This is a genomic window from Terrimonas rubra (assembly GCF_042686025.1).
Classification (GTDB): Bacteria; Bacteroidota; Bacteroidia; order Chitinophagales; family Chitinophagaceae; genus Terrimonas; species Terrimonas rubra.
On sequence record NZ_JBHUOZ010000003.1, the window covers coordinates 1,966,141 to 1,986,245 of the forward strand.

General features: G+C 42.8%; 16 protein-coding genes. 6 read left to right on the forward strand and 10 right to left on the reverse strand.

Annotation, left to right across the window (positions count from 1 at the left end; all coding sequences use genetic code 11):
• The 7 genes from rfbC to ACFS6H_RS17605 form a co-directional block, all read right to left on the reverse strand.
• A complete protein-coding gene (gene rfbC / locus ACFS6H_RS17575) occupies positions 1-555 on the reverse strand; it encodes a dTDP-4-dehydrorhamnose 3,5-epimerase (protein WP_386102034.1) in 555 nt (184 codons plus the stop codon).
• A 1-nt stretch (position 556) separates the two neighbouring features.
• The gene (locus ACFS6H_RS17580; RefSeq protein WP_386102037.1) at positions 557-1,846 is read right to left on the reverse strand and encodes a nucleotide sugar dehydrogenase; all 1,290 of its coding nucleotides are present in this window, start codon (positions 1,844-1,846) and stop codon (positions 557-559) included.
• Positions 1,847-1,868: 22 nt separating this feature from the next.
• On the reverse strand, positions 1,869-2,846 hold the full coding sequence (locus tag ACFS6H_RS17585; RefSeq protein ID WP_386102040.1) for a UDP-glucuronic acid decarboxylase family protein: 978 nt from the start codon (positions 2,844-2,846) through the stop codon (positions 1,869-1,871).
• A 6-nt stretch (positions 2,847-2,852) separates the two neighbouring features.
• Complete coding sequence (locus ACFS6H_RS17590) at positions 2,853-4,163, reverse strand: UDP-glucose dehydrogenase family protein (protein ID WP_386102043.1); 1,311 nt, start codon at positions 4,161-4,163, stop codon at positions 2,853-2,855.
• A 1-nt stretch (position 4,164) separates the two neighbouring features.
• Positions 4,165-5,304 carry a DegT/DnrJ/EryC1/StrS family aminotransferase gene (locus tag ACFS6H_RS17595; RefSeq protein ID WP_386102046.1) on the reverse strand — a complete coding sequence of 380 codons (1,140 nt, stop codon included), beginning with the start codon at positions 5,302-5,304 and terminating at the stop codon, positions 4,165-4,167.
• Positions 5,305-5,578: 274 nt separating this feature from the next.
• Complete coding sequence (locus tag ACFS6H_RS17600; protein ID WP_386102049.1) at positions 5,579-7,471, reverse strand: alpha-amylase family glycosyl hydrolase; 1,893 nt, start codon at positions 7,469-7,471, stop codon at positions 5,579-5,581.
• Between the two features lie 7 nt (positions 7,472-7,478).
• Positions 7,479-8,993 carry an MFS transporter gene (locus ACFS6H_RS17605; RefSeq protein ID WP_386102052.1) on the reverse strand — a complete coding sequence of 505 codons (1,515 nt, stop codon included), beginning with the start codon at positions 8,991-8,993 and terminating at the stop codon, positions 7,479-7,481.
• A gap of 359 nt (positions 8,994-9,352) precedes the next feature.
• Between ACFS6H_RS17605 and ACFS6H_RS17610 the strand changes: the two genes are divergently transcribed.
• Both ACFS6H_RS17610 and ACFS6H_RS17615 read left to right on the forward strand, forming a co-directional pair.
• Positions 9,353-10,342: an MlaD family protein gene (locus ACFS6H_RS17610; protein ID WP_386102055.1), complete on the forward strand. Its 990-nt coding sequence runs from the start codon at positions 9,353-9,355 to the stop codon at positions 10,340-10,342.
• An 8-nt stretch (positions 10,343-10,350) separates the two neighbouring features.
• Positions 10,351-11,988 carry an OstA-like protein gene (locus ACFS6H_RS17615; protein WP_386102058.1) on the forward strand — a complete coding sequence of 546 codons (1,638 nt, stop codon included), beginning with the start codon at positions 10,351-10,353 and terminating at the stop codon, positions 11,986-11,988.
• A 268-nt stretch (positions 11,989-12,256) separates the two neighbouring features.
• Here the strand turns inward: ACFS6H_RS17615 and ACFS6H_RS17620 are convergent, their stop codons facing one another.
• Positions 12,257-13,279 carry a GSCFA domain-containing protein gene (locus ACFS6H_RS17620; RefSeq protein ID WP_386102061.1) on the reverse strand — a complete coding sequence of 341 codons (1,023 nt, stop codon included), beginning with the start codon at positions 13,277-13,279 and terminating at the stop codon, positions 12,257-12,259.
• 175 nt (positions 13,280-13,454) lie between these two features.
• On the opposite strand from ACFS6H_RS17620, the gene ACFS6H_RS17625 reads away from it, so the two are divergent.
• The 4 genes from ACFS6H_RS17625 to ACFS6H_RS17640 all read left to right on the forward strand — a co-directional run bounded on the left by ACFS6H_RS17625 (position 13,455) and on the right by ACFS6H_RS17640 (position 18,007).
• Positions 13,455-14,816 carry a TolC family protein gene (locus ACFS6H_RS17625; protein WP_386102064.1) on the forward strand — a complete coding sequence of 454 codons (1,362 nt, stop codon included), beginning with the start codon at positions 13,455-13,457 and terminating at the stop codon, positions 14,814-14,816.
• Positions 14,817-14,864: 48 nt separating this feature from the next.
• Positions 14,865-15,830 (forward strand): HlyD family secretion protein, encoded by a 966-nt coding sequence (locus tag ACFS6H_RS17630; protein ID WP_386102067.1) that lies wholly within the window; start codon positions 14,865-14,867, stop codon positions 15,828-15,830.
• A gap of 38 nt (positions 15,831-15,868) precedes the next feature.
• A complete protein-coding gene (locus tag ACFS6H_RS17635) occupies positions 15,869-17,035 on the forward strand; it encodes an ABC transporter permease (RefSeq protein WP_386102070.1) in 1,167 nt (388 codons plus the stop codon).
• A 99-nt stretch (positions 17,036-17,134) separates the two neighbouring features.
• Complete coding sequence (locus tag ACFS6H_RS17640) at positions 17,135-18,007, forward strand: helix-turn-helix domain-containing protein (RefSeq protein WP_386102073.1); 873 nt, start codon at positions 17,135-17,137, stop codon at positions 18,005-18,007.
• A 56-nt stretch (positions 18,008-18,063) separates the two neighbouring features.
• Here ACFS6H_RS17640 and porG read toward each other — a convergent pair whose 3' ends face one another.
• Both porG and ACFS6H_RS17650 read right to left on the reverse strand, forming a co-directional pair.
• The gene (porG, locus tag ACFS6H_RS17645; RefSeq protein ID WP_386102076.1) at positions 18,064-18,909 is read right to left on the reverse strand and encodes a type IX secretion system protein PorG; all 846 of its coding nucleotides are present in this window, start codon (positions 18,907-18,909) and stop codon (positions 18,064-18,066) included.
• Positions 18,910-19,035: 126 nt separating this feature from the next.
• Complete coding sequence (locus ACFS6H_RS17650; protein WP_386102079.1) at positions 19,036-20,013, reverse strand: acetyl-CoA carboxylase carboxyltransferase subunit alpha; 978 nt, start codon at positions 20,011-20,013, stop codon at positions 19,036-19,038.
• Positions 20,014-20,105: the final 92 nt, after the last annotated feature.

Below are 20,105 nucleotides of genomic sequence, written 5' to 3' on the forward strand. Positions count from 1 at the left end.
CTAAAAAGTGAAGTTGTTTTTACAGGCGTCTAAAGTAGGAAGCACCAGGTCCTTATCCGATATAATGGCTTTATCCAGTGGTACCTGCCAGTTAATATTCAATGCAGGGTCATTATAAATAATGCCGCCTTCGCTTTCTTTATTGTACAGTCCATCGCACTTGTATAGTACTTCTGCCTTTTCTGTCAATACGGAAAAGCCGTGTGCAAAACCAACCGGGATCACCAATTGTTTTTTGTTTGCGGCCGATAATTCAATACCAAAATATTGTCCAAAAGTCGGAGACCCTTTACGCAGGTCAACAGCCACATCATAGATAGTACCCACAATAGCCCTTACCATCTTGGTCTGGCCATGCGGGTTTAGCTGGTAATGCAGGCCCCTGATCACCCCATAACTGGAGGAAGACTGATTATCCTGTATAAACTGGTAGGTAAGTCCCTGTTGTTTATGAATTGCACTATTATAAGCTTCAAAGAAATAACCCCGGCTATCTTCAAATACCCTGGGTTCAAATACGAGTAAATTAGCTATTCCTGTTTCAAAAAAAGGCATATTATAAACTCCAGTAATTTCGTGAACTAATTTTCTTTCTAAATACACCTTTCAGGTCAACCACCAACGCTTCCGGTTTTGTGATACTGGTAAAATAAGCATCGTCCAGCTTAACATATTCCTTATGCGGTACGGTTACAATTACCGCATCATAATCCGCTGCAATATCTTTAGTCAGCTCAAAACCATATTCATGTTGCAACTCCTCCGAACTGGCATAAGGATCTTCCACATCCACATTTAAATGAAAGGCTTTTAAAGCTTTCACCACATCGGCCACTTTGGAGTTACGTATATCACTTACATTCTCTTTAAAAGTGGCACCTTTCACTAAAACCTTTGCCGATTTTACATCGTTGGAGTTTTTAATAATATGCTGTACCACATTATTGGCAACATATTTTGCCATATTATCGTTGATGTTGCGTCCGGCCAATATTACTTCGGCATCATAACCTAATTCACTCGCCTTATAGGTAAGGTAATACGGATCAACGCCAATGCAATGCCCGCCCACAAGTCCTGGCTGGAACTTTAAAAAATTCCATTTGGTACCTGCCGCTTCCAGTACTTCGTAAGTATTAATGTTCAGTTTATTGAAAATAATAGAGAGCTCATTCATCAGGGCTATATTCAGGTCACGCTGTGTATTCTCAATGATCTTTGCCGCTTCGGCCACCTTAATGGAAGAAGCACGGTGCACACCGGCAGTAACTACCAGCTCATATACCTTGGCTATTACTTCCAGCGATTCTTCGTCACAACCTGAAACGACTTTAATGATGCTGGCAAGGGTATGCTCCTTATCCCCCGGGTTAATGCGCTCAGGTGAATAGCCCAGTTTAAAATCAGTTATATTTTTTAAGCCCGATATTTCCTCAATAATAGGCAGACAATCCTCTTCAGTACAGCCAGGATAAACAGTTGATTCGAAAACTACGTAATCACCTTTTTTAATCACTTTACCAATGGTTTCTGAAGCCTTGGTCACCGGTGTTAAATCCGGAACATTATGCTCATCAACCGGTGTAGGTACTGCAACTATGAAAAACTTCGCTTCCTTCAGTTTTTCCAGAGAAGTAGTGAAAGTAATATCACAACCTTCAAAGGCTTCTTTTTCCAATTCTTTACTGGGATCTATACCTTGTTGCATTAATGCAACTCTTTCTTCATTGATATCAAAGCCTATTACAGTTGTCTTTTTTGCAAACTCCAAAGCAATAGGAAGGCCTACATATCCTAATCCTATTACCGCCAGCTTCTCTTTCTTATTTACAATCTGATCGTACATGATATTACTAAAATGAGGTGTTTTATTTTATACTGTTAAATTCCTTCGGTTGTTTATACCATTCGGATTCGGGAAGTGATTTAAAATATTCATAGGTAAGTTTCAAACCTTCCTTGCGGTCAACCTTAGGTTCCCAGCCCAGGATTGTTTTGGCTTTTTCAATATTCGGCTGCCGTTGCTTGGGATCATCCACCGGCAAAGGCTTGTAAACAATTTTTACTGTATTACCGGTTAAAGCCAGCACTTCTTCGGCAAAATCTTTCAATGATATCTCATTGGGATTGCCAATATTTACCGGCAAATGATAATCGCTCAGTAATAACCTGTAAATACCCTCTACCAGGTCGTTTACATAACAAAAGCTACGGGTTTGTGATCCGTCACCGAACACGGTCAGATCCTCACCCCGCAAAGCCTGGCCAATGAATGCCGGTAAAGCCCTGCCATCGTTCAAACGCATACGCGGACCATAGGTATTAAATATCCTTACGATCCTGGTTTCTACCTGGTGAAAGCTGTTATAAGCCATGGTAATGGACTCCATATACCTTTTAGCCTCATCATATACACCGCGGGGACCAACAGGATTTACATTACCCCAATACTCTTCTGATTGCGGGTGCACCAGCGGGTCGCCATATATTTCACTGGTAGAAGCCACCAGTATGCAGGCACCTTTTGCCTTAGCCAATCCTAAACAGTTATGGGTACCCATTGCACCCACCTTAAGGGTTTGAATAGGTATTTTTAAATAATCAATAGGACTGGCCGGTGAAGCAAAATGAAGGATATAGTCCAGGTCACCACTGATATGTATGAATTTGCTCACATCATGGTGATAAAATTCAAACTGCTCCAGCTGGAATAAATGTTCAATGTTTTTTAAATCGCCCGTGATCAGGTTGTCCATGGCAATAACATGGTAACCTTCCTTTATAAACCGGTCACATAAATGTGACCCTAGAAAGCCGGCGGCACCGGTAATTAAAACTCTTTTCATAAATGATTAGTTTACGGTTGCACGGCCTACACTTTCGTAATGAAAGCCTAATTCTTTAATAGCTTTTGTTTCAAATAAATTTCTGCCGTCAAAAATGACTTTATTTTTTAAAGAGGTAACGATCTTTAAAAAATCAGGCGTTCTGAACTCATTCCATTCCGTAGCAATGATCAACGCATCGGCATTGTTCAACGCTGCATATTGATTTTCGGCATATTCAACTTTATCTCCCAGCAGTTTTTTCACATTGTTCATAGCCTCAGGATCAAATACCGATACCGTTGCGCCGGCTTTTACTAGTTCATCGATCATATACAAAGCCGGGGCTTCGCGGATATCATCTGTATTAGGTTTAAACGCCAATCCCCACAATGCAAAATGTTTACCTTTTAAATCATTATTAAAGTAGGCATTGATCTTTGGCATTAAATGCAGTTTTTGTTTTTCGTTCACATCCATCACTGCATTTAATATCTGGAAATCATAGTTTACCTCAACCGATGATTTTACCAGGGCCTGTACATCTTTGGGGAAACAGCTGCCGCCATAACCAATACCGGGGAATAAGAAACGGCGACCGATCCTTTCATCACTACCTACCCCTTTACGAACCTGGTCCACATCAGCTCCTAACAGTTCACATAATTGTGCGATCTCGTTCATGAACGAAATTTTGGTAGCCAGGAATGAATTAGCCGCATATTTGGTCAGCTCGGCAGATTTTTCATCCATATAGATCACCGGGTTACCCTGGCGAACAAAGGGAGCGTATAATTGCCCCATTACATTTCTGGCCCTTTCGCTGGATGCACCAATCACTACACGGTCAGGCTTCATAAAATCGTCCACCGCTACACCCTCTCTTAAAAACTCGGGGTTGCTCACTACATCAAATTCACCTTTATAATTTTTTTCAATCGCCGCTTTAACTTTTGCAGCAGTACCTACAGGCACGGTGCTTTTATCAACGATCACTTTATAGTCCGTCAGGATTTTACCTAATTCCTCCGAAACGCCCAGGATATACTTCAGATCCGCGGATCCGTCTTCACCGGGAGGCGTGGGTAGAGCCAGGAAAATGATCTCAGCGTCCTTAATACCTTCCGTTAAATCGGTGGTAAAGTTTAAACGGTCTTCTTTTAAATTTCTCAGGAATAATTTTTCAAGTCCGGGTTCATAAATGGTGATCTCACCATTGGTTAATTTTTGAACTTTGGTCACATCTATGTCTACACAAATAACATTGTTACCTGTTTCCGCAAAACATGTTCCGGTAACTAGGCCGACATAGCCGGTACCAATAACTGCAATTTTCATATTAAATGGGCTGGTTTAGAAAGGTTAATATATGATTAGTAATAAATGACAATTGTTCTTCATCCATTTCGGTATGGATAGGTAATGATATCACCCGCTCTGTCAGCCAGTCCGTCACTTCCATTTCCTGGTTGGTCACCCCTAACTGATCAAACATTTTTTGTTTGTGACCGGGTACCGGGTAATAGATCATGGAAGGAATACCCTGTTCAGCCAGGTATTTATTCAGGTTTTCACGAACCGTACTGTTTTCCAGCAATACGGTGTACTGGTGATACACATGTTTGGCATAGGATGCCTGCACCGGTGTTTTTATTTTGGGATGATTGGCAAATGCTGCATCATAGTAAGCGGCCACAGCCCTGCGGGCGGTATTATATTCATCCAGGTGTTGCAGTTTAATATTTAAGATAGCGGCCTGGATAGAATCGAGACGGCTGTTACAACCTACTTCATCGTGGTAATAGCGTTTGCTCTGCCCATGATTGGCAATACGTTTTAATTTTTCGGCTAACGCATCATCATTGGTGAAGATGGCGCCACCATCACCAAAAGCACCTAAGTTTTTGGAGGGATAAAATGAGGTAGCGCTGATATGCCCGATATTACCAGTTTTTTTTACGGTGCCATCCGAAAAAGTATAATCGCAGCCAATGGCCTGGGCATTATCTTCGATAACATATAAATTATGTTTTTGGGCAATTGCCATAATAGCCTCCATGGGTGCAGCCTGACCGTACAGGTGAACCGGCACAATGGCCTTTGTTTTAGGAGTGATGGCTTTTTCAATAGCTTCAGGCGTGATACAGAAAGTATCTTTATCTACTTCCACAAACACCGGTGTTAATTGTAACAAAGCAATTACTTCGGTAGTAGCAATAAAAGTAAAAGAAGGGGTAATTACTTCGTCGCCGGGTTTTAATCCCAATGCCATTAATGCGATCTGCAGGGCATCGGTTCCGTTAGCGCAGGGTATGGTATGTTTAACACCCAGGTATTGTGACAGGTTAAGGGCAAAGTCCTGGACATCCTTACCATTAATAAAGGCGCTGCTATCCATTACTTTCAGCACCGCCGCGTCCACTTCATTTTTTATTTTCAGATACTGGGTCTTTGTATCCACCATTTGTATAGCTCGCATAAACTTATTGCTTTGTTACAATACCTGTTCAAATAACACAATATCAAACAATTAATTAATGGTATTGCGCCGCAAAAGTAACAAAATACAATTAGTTTGAAAACTATACAATACTTTAAAAATAATTACTATATATTTTTTCAGTTTTAATGTAATATATAACTATAAGACACCTAAGTATTTAAATATAAAAAATTGATTTTAAACAAATTATGAACAACACCGAACGGATGAAGCATCCCCTTGTGTTAACTGTATATTTATTACTATATCATCAGGGCAGCAGCTCCATTACATAACTATCGCCGGGCTGTAGAGTAAGGTCCTGCAGACTGATGACCTTACCGGTTACCACATCTTTTAGTTTACTGAAACCTGCTATCCTTTCCTGCATATTACCCCAGTTAGGTTTGGCCGCTTCCTTGCCGGTATGTGATAATACCACTACCGATTGCCGGTCTGTATAACGATAGTACACATACAAGCCATTGGACGGGATGTATTGCATCAGTTTGCCCTGTGTAATTGCAGGCGCTGTTTTTCTGAAGTTAGCCAGCTTACTCATATAAGTATAAGCACTGTCTTCTTTGGGTGTACGACCTGCTGCAGTAAATTTATTCACCTTATCATCCGCCCAGCCTCCCGGGAAATCCTCCCTTACCATGGCATCATTGGGATTTTTAAAGTTTTTCATGAGTATTTCCGTGCCATAGTATATCTGCGGAATACCCCGCAGGGTTAACAACCAGTTGATGCCCATTTTAAATTTGCCCCAGTCCTCGCCTACCACAGAATATACACGATCCATGTCATGGTTATCCAGGAACAATAAGTTGTTCATTGGGTTCTTATACACGATATCCTGTGCCAGGGTGGTATATAATTTATTTACCCCGTCCATCCAGCCTTCGGCCCTGTTCATGCCCGATAACATGGCAAAGCAGGTTTGGAAGTCGATGATACCATTGGCGTTGTGTTTAAAGATATTGCCCATATTGTTCTGGGTAAAATAGGCGTTGCCGATGACGCTGTTTACCCAGGCCTCGCCCAGTATGGTAATATTGGGGAACTCGCGGTACAAGGCTTTGTTCACCTCGTTCATAAAAGCTTCATCACAATATTTATAGGTATCTACCCGCCAGCTGTCAATGCCATAGGTTTCGGTTGACCAGATAGCATGTTGTATCAGGTACTTAGCCAGTTCGGGGTTGCGTTGGTTAAGATCGGGCAAATGATCTACGAACCAGCCATCCAGCATTACCTTTTTGTCATAGGCAGAAGCATAGGGATCAAAAAGCACTTCCTCGCGGTGATTAGGGCCCTGGAAAACCGGCCAGTTATTGATCCAGTCCTTTGCCGGCGGATCGAGGTAGATCCAATGTTCCTTACTGATATGGTTGTATACTGCATCCTGTATAACCTTAAAGCCGTTCTGGTGGGCATTATCGCAGAAAGCTTTATAGCCCTCATTGCCACCAAAACGTTTATCAATTTCGTAATGATCGGTAAACCAATAGCCATGATAGCCGGCCACATTGTTTCCCCATTCATGCATCATGGTCACATTGTTTTCCAGGATAGGCGTCATCCAGATGGTTGTAATGCCCAATTGCTTCAGGTAACCAAAGTTTTTTTCTATGCCTTTGAAATCGCCGCCATGCCGGTCGTATTTATTGGTCCTGTCGCTGGTATTGGACCGGTAACCGGGAATTATATCATTACCGGGATCACCGTTGGCAAAACGGTCGGGCATGAGCAGGTATACAAAATCTGCCGCTGATACACCCTGGGTACGGGTTTTACCGTTTTGTTTATTTTTTTGTACCAGTTCATAATTAAACTGCAGGCCCTTATCTTTTGGCCCCAGCTGGATTTTGCGCACACCCGGTTTTGCGGCAGCACTGATAACAATATTGAGAAAAATATAATTGGGATTATCCGTACGCTGAATACTTTTCAGTGTCATACCCTCTGCCAGCTGCATACCGGCAGCAGGCATTTTGATCATGGGCACTTTATTGGCCACTCCCTCGCCACGCACCATTAACTGCAGGTTATTATCTTTTAAGCCGGTAAACCAGTTGGTAGGATAAAGTGTGGGCTGGGCGTATAAGCAAACCAACAATATAAAACTGCTACAGAAACAAAGTAAAAAATGTTTTCTCATAATGGTCCTATTTGTCTTTAATACGTAAAGTAAATAAGGCTGCTACTATTAATGATACACCTCCTAAAACTATTGTATCGATAGTATTGCCGCCGAACATATGTTTGGTTAATACGCCCAGGATGGTGGCTGCCAGTATTTGCGGAATAACAATGAAGAAATTAAATATACCCATGTACACACCCATTTTTTGAGGAGGCAGGGATTTGGTCAACATGGCATAAGGCATAGCGAGGATACTGCTCCAGGCAAAGCCTACGCCCACCATACTCAGCAATAGCCAGTCTTCATTTTTTATGAAATAAAAAGAGATCAGCCCCAGACCACCTGCTATCAGTGCGATCATATGGGTTACAGGACGGGAAAACTTTTTAGCCAGTACGGGCAACAGGAATGCCAGTACAGCTGCGAACAGGTTATAAGCGCCGAATAATACACCTACCCAGTTACCCATATCGTTGTAGGCTTTGGAGGTAGGGTCGGTTGTACCGGATAAATGTTGTGAAAGCGCCGAAGTTGTATAGATCCACATAGCAAATAAAGCAAACCAGGAGAAGAATTGTACTACCGCCAGCTTTTTCATAGTGTCCGGTAAAAAATTAAGGTCGTCCATAATTTCTACAAAACCGCTGGATTTATTACCCCGGTGTAAAAGGCCTGCCAGTATTTGAAATAAACCGAAAGCAGCTATGCCTAGGGATAGTATGTACAGCTCTTTTTCCAGCGGCTGCTCATTATTGAGATTATTGTAATACAGGATAGCAGATAATACCAGCCCCGCTACCAGCCACCAGATACCTTTGTTATAAAATTTTTTAGCAGGCGTTTTAATGTTTACTTCGTTGATGGCGTCTATTTCACCAAATGATTTCAGTTGTTGCGGTGAATATTCTTTTGTTGTAAATACGGTATAGGCAATGGCCGTTAAAAAAACAACCGCTCCTGTTACAAAAGAAATTTTTATTGAATCGGGGATCACACCTTCCGCAGCTTCATTGGCTACCCCGAGTTTGGTGAGTATATAAGGTAATAAGGAAGAAATAACGGCTCCCAGGCCAATGAAAAAACTCTGCATAGCGAAACCGGTGGTACGTTGCGAATCGGGTAACATATCGCCTACAAAGGCCCGGAATGGCTCCATGGACACATTGATGGCGGCGTCCAGCATCCATAACATAATGGCTGCCATCCAGAGGCCACCTACATTGGGAAAAATAAATAAGGCCAGGGCTGCAAATATGGAGCCCAGCATAAAATAGGGTCTTCTCCTGCCCCACTTACCCAGCCATGTTTTATCGCTGAAATGCCCGATCAATGGCTGGATGAGTAAACCGGTGATAGGCGCAGCGATCCACAATACCGGGATGCTTTCGACCGATGCACCCAGGGTTTGAAAAATGCGGCTGACATTGGCGTTCTGTAACCCAAACGCAAACTGGATACCAAAGAAACCAACGCTCATATTAATGATCTGGGCAAGCGATAGCCTTGGTTTGGTGGCTAAAGAAGATGGAGCTGACATGACAATCGTTTAAATTTGTACAGCAAGATAAGGATTAATATGTAAGAAATACACATTAATGAAATGCCTTTTTTTCAATGATGAATGATGAATTATGAATTATGAATGAGGATTGATGAATCAGGATGATGCAGGTATATAGCCGGGCGGCTGCCCGATTGCAGCGGAAAGCCCGCTGAAGGTTTGTGCGGTGGGTTGTGGCGGACTTGCAGTGTAAAGCGGGGACCGTTGCCGACCAGGGAACTGCAGCTGAAAGCCCCTGATAACTGCTTAAAACCCATTTACTTCGCTATTTTTGCCAATAAATGGCTATTTTGGCACTCTGTTAGCTATTGCTAGTTAACCGCGAAACGACTTATATGAAGATTAACAACGAAACAAAAGTAGGCTTACTGGTTATTGTAACCCTGGCCCTGTTGATTATTGGCTTTAATTTTTTAAAAGGTAAGGACCTCTTCTCCAATCCCAATACGATATACGCCATTTTTGATGATATTGGCGCCTTAGCCAAAGGTAATGCTGTTAAGATAAAAGGCCTGCAGGTAGGTAAAGTGTATGCAACCGAGAATGTGGACAAGGACGTTAGCGCCATTAAAGTGACCATTGCCCTGGACAAGGATATCAATATCCCGGCAGACTCCTATATATATATTGAACCCAGCCTTTTATCGACCCCCAACCTGGCCATTGTAAAAGGGAATGATAAGACTAATTTTATAAAATACGGCAACGAGATAAAAGCAATGAGCCGTCCCGGTGGTATGTTAAGTGCGATGGCGCCACAGCTGGACCCCATTTTAACCCAGGTAGGACATACGATCGATTCACTGAATCTTATTTTAGGAAACGTAAATTCCATTTTTGAAGGGGATACAAAAGCTAATTTACAAGGTACCTTACGTAACTTAAACAACAGTACTGCTAAACTGGAAGGGATATTAAGTGAAGCCGGTAAAGGTATTAATGCAACACTGAGCAATACGGAATCCATTACCGCTAACCTGCGTAAAAATAATGACAGCATCAATGCCATTTTAGGCAATGCCAAGAAGTTTTCTGACGGGCTGGCCAAGGTTGACCTGGATAAGATGGTGAATACTATTGAAGCTATGCTGACTGACCTTAAATCGGTTGTTAATAAAGTGTCAAGTACCGATGGTACGCTGGGCGCTTTAATTAACGACAAACAAATCTATAACCGGTTAAATAATGCCATATTAAGCGCAGAGATATTGATGGATGACCTGCGGGCACATCCTAAACGCTACGTTAATATTTCGGTGTTCGGAAGAAAAGATAAAAGCGGTCCTTTAACTTCGCCTGCAGTAAAAGACACGCTACCCAAATAACCGGTTATATGACCTCACAATCCTTAAAAGGCATTTTTGCAACTTTACCCAAACTGGTACTGTTTGCATTATTACTCATAATTTATCGTAACGGCAACGCACAGGTAACCATTGCCGGTGATACCACCAATTTATTACAGATATTAAGTCATACCCGCCAGCTGACCTTACAAACCGTTGACGACAGCACCCAGCTGACCATTGTTGCAGGAAATGTAAAACTGAAACAGGGCAATACCCTTTTCTTTTGCGACAGTTGTGTAAAGAATGACCGCACCAAATTGTTTGAGGCATGGGGCAATGTACGCATTGTGGATGCTGATACAGCAACAGTTACCGCCAATCACCTCCGTTATTTTGAAGATAAACAACTTGCTTTTTTAGATGGCAATGTAAAGTTATCAGATGGTCACGGCGTATTGACCACCCCCGACCTGGAATATGATATGATGACCAATATTGGCATTTACAAAAAAGGTGGCCGTGTGGTAAACGGCAAAACCGTTTTAACCAGTAAGGAAGGCTGGTATTATGCCGACATGAAAGATGTTTATTTTAAAAAGGATGTGGTACTGAAAGACCCTGCTTATAATATTGTTACCGATTCGTTATTGTATAATACAGAATCAAGAACCGCCCGGTTTATTTCCTATACCACTATTACAGACAGCAGCCAGAATGTTATTAAAACCAGGGAAGGGTTTTACAACCAGGTGACCAAGCAGGCCGAATTCGGGCAAAGACCTACTATATTAGATACAAAGGGAAGACGTACCGTAACGGGTGACCGTATTACGCAGAATGACAGTATTTATATGGTAACAGGCCGTGGTGTGATTGTAGATTCGGCACAGGGTGTGACCATTATCGGTGATAAGATTTTCCAGAATAAAACAACGGAAGCCGTACTGGCAACACAAAAGCCCCTGATGATCGTTAAACAGGATAACGATTCCATTTATATAACGGCCGATACCTTGTTTACCGCCAAGTTAACAGCATTGTACGGTACCCAGGATTCTATTGTGGTAGATACCGTTTCGGGACTGAAGATAGCAGCCATTGGTGAAAAGGACAGTACCAACCGGTATTTTGAAGCGTTCCGCAATGTGCGCATCTTTAACGACTCCATACAGGCAGTTTGTGACAGCATGTTCTACTCCTTTAAAGACTCCGTATTCCGTTTGTATGATAACCCGATAGTCTGGGCGCAGAACAGCCAGATAACCGGCGATACCATTCACCTGTTTACCAAAAACAAGAAACCTGAAAAGGTGGAAGCTTATGATAACAGTTTCATGGTGAATAAGATGGATACGGATGCTTATAACCAGATAAAATCGCGCCGTATGGATGGCTATTTTATTGATGGCAATATTGATTCGGTTCGTGCCCGTGGCTTTGCCGAATGTATTTATTACCTGCGGGATGATGCCGACAGCTCGTATACCGGCATTAATGAAACGAAGAGCGATATTATGGACATATATTTCGTGGAGAAGGAACTGGATAAGGTTGTTTTCCGCAGCCAGGTTACAGGCACCATCTGGCCTTTGAGTCATAAAAAGCCCTCAGAAATGCGCCTGGAAGGCTTTCAATGGCTGGAAGCAAGGAGACCAAAGACGAAGTATGAGATGTTTGAGTAAGAGAGGGTTCAAGAAGTTCAAGGTTCAAAAGTTTAAGAGGTTAGTGAATAAGGTTAATGGTTGATAGTTAATGGTTCATCGGAAGGTTCAGGAAGTTCAAGGTTCAAGAGTTCAAAGGTTCAAGGACCCGTAACAGTTCAACGTTAATGGTTAATGGTTATTGGTTAAGAGCGTTCAAGAGGTTAGTGAAAAGCAAAATAATTCCTCATTCAACATTCATCATTCATCATTGATAACTCTTAATTCATAAATCGCAAATCTTACATCATCAATCCAATCCACTTCCCTGGTTTTCAAAATACTTTATCTCTTCTGTAAAGTTTAAAAAAGGATGAGCTTCCTGTAATGCTTTTGCTTTAGCTGCATGGTTTTGGAGGAAACGGCGATGTGCGGCTGTTTCAGGCTGGAATGCCTTGTGATTACGGGCTATGATGAGTTGTCTTACCTCCTGCATTAAGGCCTGGGATGTTTTATCAATACAGCTTTCGGTAAACCGTTGCATTACATATTCCGTAGCCTGGTAATTGGGATGAGCCAGGTCAATATCATAAAAACGGTAATCCCTTAATACATCTATCACCAGTTCGTAAGCAGGAAAATAAAACAGGTCGGTAAATTTATTTACCATATGGTGTACTGCTTCAATTAAACGGGCCTTACTGCGGTTATTGGCCACTACCCCATCCCGCAAATGCCGCACCGGGCTAACGGTAAAGATGATCTTTACCTTGGGATTGAATTTCTTTAAGCGGTGATAACAATTATCCAGCAAAGAAATGGTCTCCTCTATCTCCAGCATATGTTTGTTAAACCATTGCTGCGGTGCACGATGACAATTGGCTACTCCATTTTTTAGGCCTGTAACAGCACTGTGGCCCGGCGCTGCTTCCTGTAAACGATAACTGAAAGAAGACCCCAGGGTAATGATCACCCAGTCTGCTTCCTGTAAAAACCGGTGGGCCTGGTTTTGTGAATCATTGATTATGCCAATGGCTGTAGCCGCATCAATATGAGAGAAACGGCTATGGTGCGCCCAGCTATTGTATACTTCATTCAGCAGGAACAGTTGTTCCGGCTGGTATTGCCTGTTCTCGATATAACTCATGATACTGTTAACCACACTGGCCGGATCGAACAATATACCGTTTGGATTTTGCAGTACATCGTACTTTAAACCACCCAATGCATTACCAATATGTTCGGTAAAACAGGAGCCGATCAAAAACAACTTATCACCATACTTAACCGGTATATCCAGCGGTTTGATATCAATGGAAGCCATGAAATTCATACTGCAAAAATAAGCCTAAGATCAAAGCCGGGCCCTATTATTTAGTGCTGTGCCTGACGTAAAAAAAGTCAAGACTGCCCTTAAAAATACATTTTGGACAAGCTATTTTGATTTTTGGACAAATTCCCCGCCGCGTTATTTTTCACCTTTGCATCAGTATCAAATGACAGAGAACATGAAAAAAAATATTTTAATCATCCTTCTTGGCATCAGCGGATTGAACGCCAATGCCCAGCTCTTTAACGAAGAGGTAAAGTTTTTGTATGAGCATGCTGCTGCCAAGAACGACACACTGCAGTTATACCAGCTTAAAAAAGAGGAAGCTGTTATTGATATACAGTCGGCCAGGTTCAATTACCTGCCAAAGGTAAATTTTAACGCCACCTATACCCGGCTGAATGACGATATTGTTTTCCCGGAGAACCTGCAACAGTTATTGATGGGAACACAATCCCTGTTAATTAAAGAAAAACTGGGCCTGGGCTTTAACAGTAGTTTACCCGGTAATATTCCTTTGCAGCCGGTAGATCCCATTCAGCGGAAAGATATTTTTAAGACCACCGTCAGCAGCCAATGGTTGTTATTCAGTGGCTTTAAAATAAGTAACGGTGTAAAAGCTTACCAGCACCAGCAAAGATCATTTGACCATCTTACCCAAAAACAACAGACCAGGTTATGGCTGGATGTTGCGGATGTATACGATAAAATGGCCCTGGTAAACAGTTCCGATGCGATACTGGCCGCCTCTGAAAAAATATTGGATGAACAGACCCGCTTTGTGAATAAAGCCATTGAAAACGGTTTGGCCACCCCGCTGGAAAGGAAACGTATTGAACTGGCACGTCAGAAACTGGCCGTTAAAAAACTGGAGAACGAGACCAGCAAAACCGTACTGCACAGTAAGATGCACCAGCTTACCGGCTTAGGTACCGAAGCCATTGCACAGCTACATCCTACCCTGCAGGCCACACCGGCCATAACAGCGGAGTATGCAACAGTGCGTCCGGAAATTAAAGCCCTGGACGAAGGCATAGAAGCCACAAAGTACCAGGAGAAAGCGGCTTTATCGGAATATGTTCCCAAGCTGGCAGCTTTTGGTCAATATGAATTAAGGGAAAGAGACCTGTCCTTATTAGAACCTAAATGGTATGCCGGGGTACGCCTGCAATGGAACGTGTTTGACGGCTTACAGGCCCGTAACAATGCTAAAAAAGCTGCCTTGCAAAGAAGATCACTGGAAGTACAAAAAAGATCGGCAGAGGATATGTTTGCCTTAGCGGACAGTAAACTGAAAGAAGATTACCAGCTGGCTGCGCAAAAAGTAAAATGGAAAGAAGCGGCTGTACAGTTGACGGAAGACACTTATGCTTTTATCAACAAACAATACCTCAACGGCCTTACCAACCTGGCCGAAGTATTGGATGCCATCACCGATCTGGAAACAGCAAAATTTGAGTACCAGCAGGCGTTGTACGAACAACGCAGAGCCGCCCTGCAAGCGGCGGACATGAACGGTTCTTTATTAAAAAATTTATAACCGTATTTCATTCAACCACAAACAAAGAAACCTGTAAATATATACAACATGAAAGCAAGATATTTCGCAACAAGTTTATTACTGGGCAGTATTTTATTTACGGCCTGCTCTTCCGATAATAACCGGCCTGTGGCACCCGAAGGAAAGGTAAAGCTGGAAAGCATCACCGTAGCACCCAAGATCGCCGGCAGGATTGCTGCCATTTTTGTAAACGAAGGCCAGGCAGTAAGCAAGGGCGATACACTGGCCATTATTGATGTACCCGAGATAGCGGCCAAACTGGAACAGGCTAACGGCGCCATATTGAGTGCAGAAGGACAATTTTCCTTGGCACAGAACGGCGCTACCGGCGACCAGCTGATGCAGATACAAAGCCAGCTGGATGCAGCCGAAGCGCAACTGGTATATGCCGAACAATCTTTTCAGCGTATGGAAAATATGTTCAACGACTCCCTGGTACCTGCCCAAAAGTACGATGAGGTAAAATCTAAATACATTGCTGCCAAAGCACAGGTAAATGCCATTAAGGCAAAACAGAAAGAAATAACAAGGGGTACCCGCCCTGAGACCATCCGCAGTGCCAAAGGCCAGGTAGAAAGAGCGATGGGTGCCCGTAACGAAGTATTGATCGCTGCCAGTGAGCGTTATATTATTGCACCGGCCGATATGATCATTGAAAGCATTACTTTAAAAGCAGGTGAACTGGCCACACCCGGTTATACCCTTTTTAATGGTTATGATTCCGCTCACCCTTATTTCCGTTTTACGATCGGTGAGAAAAACATCAATGCCTATCCGTTAGGAACTGCTGTTACGGTGATTGTTCCTAATACCGATAAAAAAATAAAAGGCAAAATAGCCATGGTAAAACAGTTACCCCGGTATGCCGATAATACCAGTACAGCACCCAATCGTGCCATTGGTGAGAGCTTTTATGAACTGAAAGTGTTACCGGATAATGCCGCTGAAGCAACCGGCCTGTACAATAACAGCTCGGTATTACTTGACAAATAATTACCCGGTCACGGATTGTAAACGTAAAAACATTTACCATGAAACAATTTATCAGCTTAATAAAAACAGAGTTCCGCCGTATATTCAGCAACAGTGTGCTGGTAGCCATTTTCTTTGGTGCACCGGTATTATATGGACTGATGTTTATACAGGTATATAAAAAGGGGAAAGTGGCCGAGATGGCCATTGTGGTGATAGATGAGGACAATACACCCATGAGTGCAAAGATCATTGATGCATTGAATGATAATGAGAACCTGACTGTGGCCAAAGTACAATTTGATGCGGGTAATATTGCCGCCGAAATGCCCTCCAAAGAGTATGTATCGGTTATTAGTATTCCTAAAGAATTTGAAGCTGATATTTTACAGAAACGTTACCCCGAGCTGATGGTGGATGTTAATACCGCCAACCTGGTAACAGCTAATTTTGCCAGCCGTGCCATACAAACCGTACTGGGAACATTCAGTGCCGGTGTGGAGATTGAAAGTTTAAAGAAGGCCGGTATGGACCATGCTACGGCCTTACAACGGTATGAACCCTTTAAAGTAAACTATAACCGTTTTTATAACCCATCCGGCAACTACCTGTATTTAATGTTGCCCGGCATATTGGGAACTATTATGCAACAGGTTATTTTCCTGGGGCTGGGACTGGTATTTGCCCGGGATTTTGAAGATGGTTATTTTAATAAGCTTGTTAAGACCAGCCGGTCATCACTCTATCATATTTTATTAAAGCTTACCCCTTTCCTGTTACTCACAGCTGCCATGTGGATGGTGGTAGGTTCTTTTTATTTTATTTACCGTATTGATATACCGGTATTCTCCATACAGATGGCAGCACTGGTTACCCTGTTCAGCCTGGCCTGTATGTTTATTGGTATGTTGTTTTCGCTGGCCATACCCAACCAGTTAAAAGCTACTGAATTATTAATGGTACTGGCTACGCCTTCCTTTATCTTAAGCGGTTATACCTGGCCCCTCGAAGGTATGCCTGTACTGATACAGCGGTTTGCCGATATATTACCCTTAACACATTTCCTGCAGGGTTTCAGAAAATTATCGGTGTATGGCGGAACCTTCCGGGACATACAGCCCCAGATGATGGCTTTAGGCATCATCACCATTGTAAGTTTTGTACTGATAGCCTTACTGCTGCAGTTAAAAATAAGGAACACGAAAAACCAGGTGGTGACTCAATAACCGGTGCCCCGGCGGTGTGTTGGTTATACAAATTTGTAAACGTTTAGCTGAATGTTCGTTATGAATTATACATTTGTTGAAAACAAGCATATAAGTATTTTGTCGAACACCAGTAAAAATATCCGGACGACCTTACAACTCTTTGGGCAGGAAGAACAGGATAAATCCTATTTTGTTTCGGAAGGCGCAGGGTTAGTGATGCACCCGGAAGAAGGTTTCAGGGCAGATTTTTATATCTATGCTGTTTGTATTGCCGGCACCGCCAGGATATCCTTAAACAACCAGGAGATAGGCATTAGAGCCAATCATTTTTTTGCCGCCATTCCCTCTACGGTGATACAGGTGTTTGAACACAGTGATAACTTTAAGGCGAAAGTGCTGGTATTTGAAAAGAGTTTTCTGCTGAAGAATATACTTGATGCCAGACAGTTAGAACACCTTGGATTTTTTAGCTTTGATACACTGGCGCATATTGAGCTGGATAAAGAAGGCTTCCGGTTACTGAAGAACAAGCTGGATATTATTTACGAAAAGACAAAGGAAGATAGCCTGTTCCGGGACCAGATCATACAGAGTCTTATTTTTAACCTGTTGTTTGAAACCGCCGATATCTTTTTTAAAAACCGGCAGCTAGTGCGTAAAAAAGCCCTGGGGCGGGAAGACGAATTGTTTATGAAGTTCATGAAACTGGTACAGTTCAATTTTAAAACGCAACAGGACCTTTCATTTTATGCGGACAAATTATTTATCAGTCCAAAATACCTGATTCAACTGTGCAAGAATATATCGGGTAAAACGCCGGGTAATATACTTTCGGAAACACTTATCAATGAAGCCCGGTTATTATTAAAAATGCCTGATAATAATATTTCCACCGTAAGCACAGCCCTGAACTATAGTTCTGTAGCGGCTTTCAGTAAATTTTTTAAAAAACATACGGGCATTTCACCTTCTGCATTCAGGCAGCAATAAACCCAGGCCGGTTCGGATCAACCCGGGACCTCTCTTAATTACTCACATACCTATTTTTACAGCGGCACCGTCGGGCAACCCAAACGGTTACGGCGGTTAAACGCTTTTTCGCTGCCAAACCTGTAAGTAAGGTGCAAGCCGGTGAAATAATACCAGTCGTTGGCTTTGGGGCTTCCGCGCTGGTCGCCTTTTGCCGGGTAAAGATCCCCGCCGGGTAATTCATTGCCACGGTAAGCCATTTTAACGGCCAGTGGTCCCCTTGCAGCCAACAGATCAGCCTCATCCACATAATTGCCGCTTACATCGTCCAGGTGATCGGTAAACAGCTTACGGAAGCCGATCTCCACACCCAGGCGCAGGTTATTGGTGATGGCAAATTTTACCCCGCCGCCAAAAGGTAAGGCGAGTTGGGTAAGACTATAAGGTTTGCTGCTTTCGTAGCCGGCAATACCCTGCCCTTCGGTACTCAGGGGTTTTAAGTATACTTTCTGGTTATCGGAATAAGCGTAGGGATTAAAGCGGTATACGGCAGCCCCACCCATCAGGTATGGTGAGAAGAACTGGCGCTCGAGGTCGAAGAAATAATACTCGCCTACCGCACTGAACTCATACAGGGCCGTTTCAAAGCTCAGGTTACGTGCCTGTTGTTCCGGCTTGTCGCTGAAACGGTCAGCCCCGCCCACAACGGCATAGGTAAACCCGGCCCTTAAAGTAAGTTTGGGAAATAGTTCATAGTTGCCGGTAATGCCAATGGCCCCGTTGGTTACTTTTTTAGGAAAAGCTTTTTCGGTGAGGTCGCCGTTATAGGCCGACAAGCCACCAAATACCCCCAGACTAAACTTTTGTGCCTGCGCAAAAAAGCCCGTTGCCATTAACAGCAGAACAGAAAGAATACATTTCATAACTAAGAATGTTACCAGCGCAAAGCAAATATAATACCACCTTATACAGGCAATAAAAAAGCAACATGTTACGCCTGCTTTGTAACGTATTTCATGTTGCTTGTATTGTAATGCTTTATAATTTGTTTACAACTCTTCCCAGAAGCCCATTTTGCCGAATTTTTCGATCCGGGTATTGACCCTGTCCTGTGCCGGGATCTTTTTCAACTCCTGCAGCACGGGTAATAAATAGTTTTTCAGGATTTCGGCTGACTGGTCATAATCCCAATGTGCTCCACCCGGAGGTTCAGGGATAATGCCGTCGATCAGACCAAAGCCCAGCATTTTATCGGCGGTAAGACGTAACTGCTCCGCAGCTACTTCCTTTTTTTCCCAGGTACGCCATAAAATGGAGGAACAGCTTTCGGGGCTGATCACGGTATACCAGGTGTTTTCCATCATAAATACCTTATCACCAACACCAATGCCCATAGCACCACCGCTGGCTCCTTCGCCGATAATGACACAGATAACCGGCACTTTCAGCCTGATCATCTCGTATATATTACGGGCAATGGCTTCGCCCTGGCCCCGTTCTTCTGCTTCTAAACCAGGATAAGCACCGGGTGTGTCGATTAAAGTAATAATAGGCTTATTAAATTTTTCAGCCAGGCGCATCAGGCGCAAGGCTTTGCGGTAGCCTTCGGGATTGGCCATACCAAAATTCCTCAGTTGACGCATTTTGGTATTGATACCTTTCTGCTGACCGATGATCATAACCGTTTCGCCGCCTAAATTGGCAAAACCACCCACCATGGCTTTATCGTCTTTTACATTGCGGTCACCAAAAAGCTCCACGTATTCATCGCTCATCTTCTCAATATACTTATTGGTATAGGGCCTGTCGGGGTGACGGCTTAACTGTACACGCTGCCAGCTGGTAAGGTTTTTCGTGATCTCCTTTCTTTTTTCAACTATCTGGTCTTCTAATGTTTGTATAAGCTGGTCGTGCTGGGCGCCTATATTTACTTTCTCCTGTCTTTTCTTTGCAATAGCTATTTCTTCAATCAGGTCCTTTATGGGCGACTCAAAATCTAAAAACTGTCGGTTTTCGTTTCTAGGCATAATTAAATTAATAAATAAGGGCGCTAAAATAAAACAATAAACAATACATGCGGTTAGTTTAAAAAACTTGTAAAAATTTGTAAATAAATCTT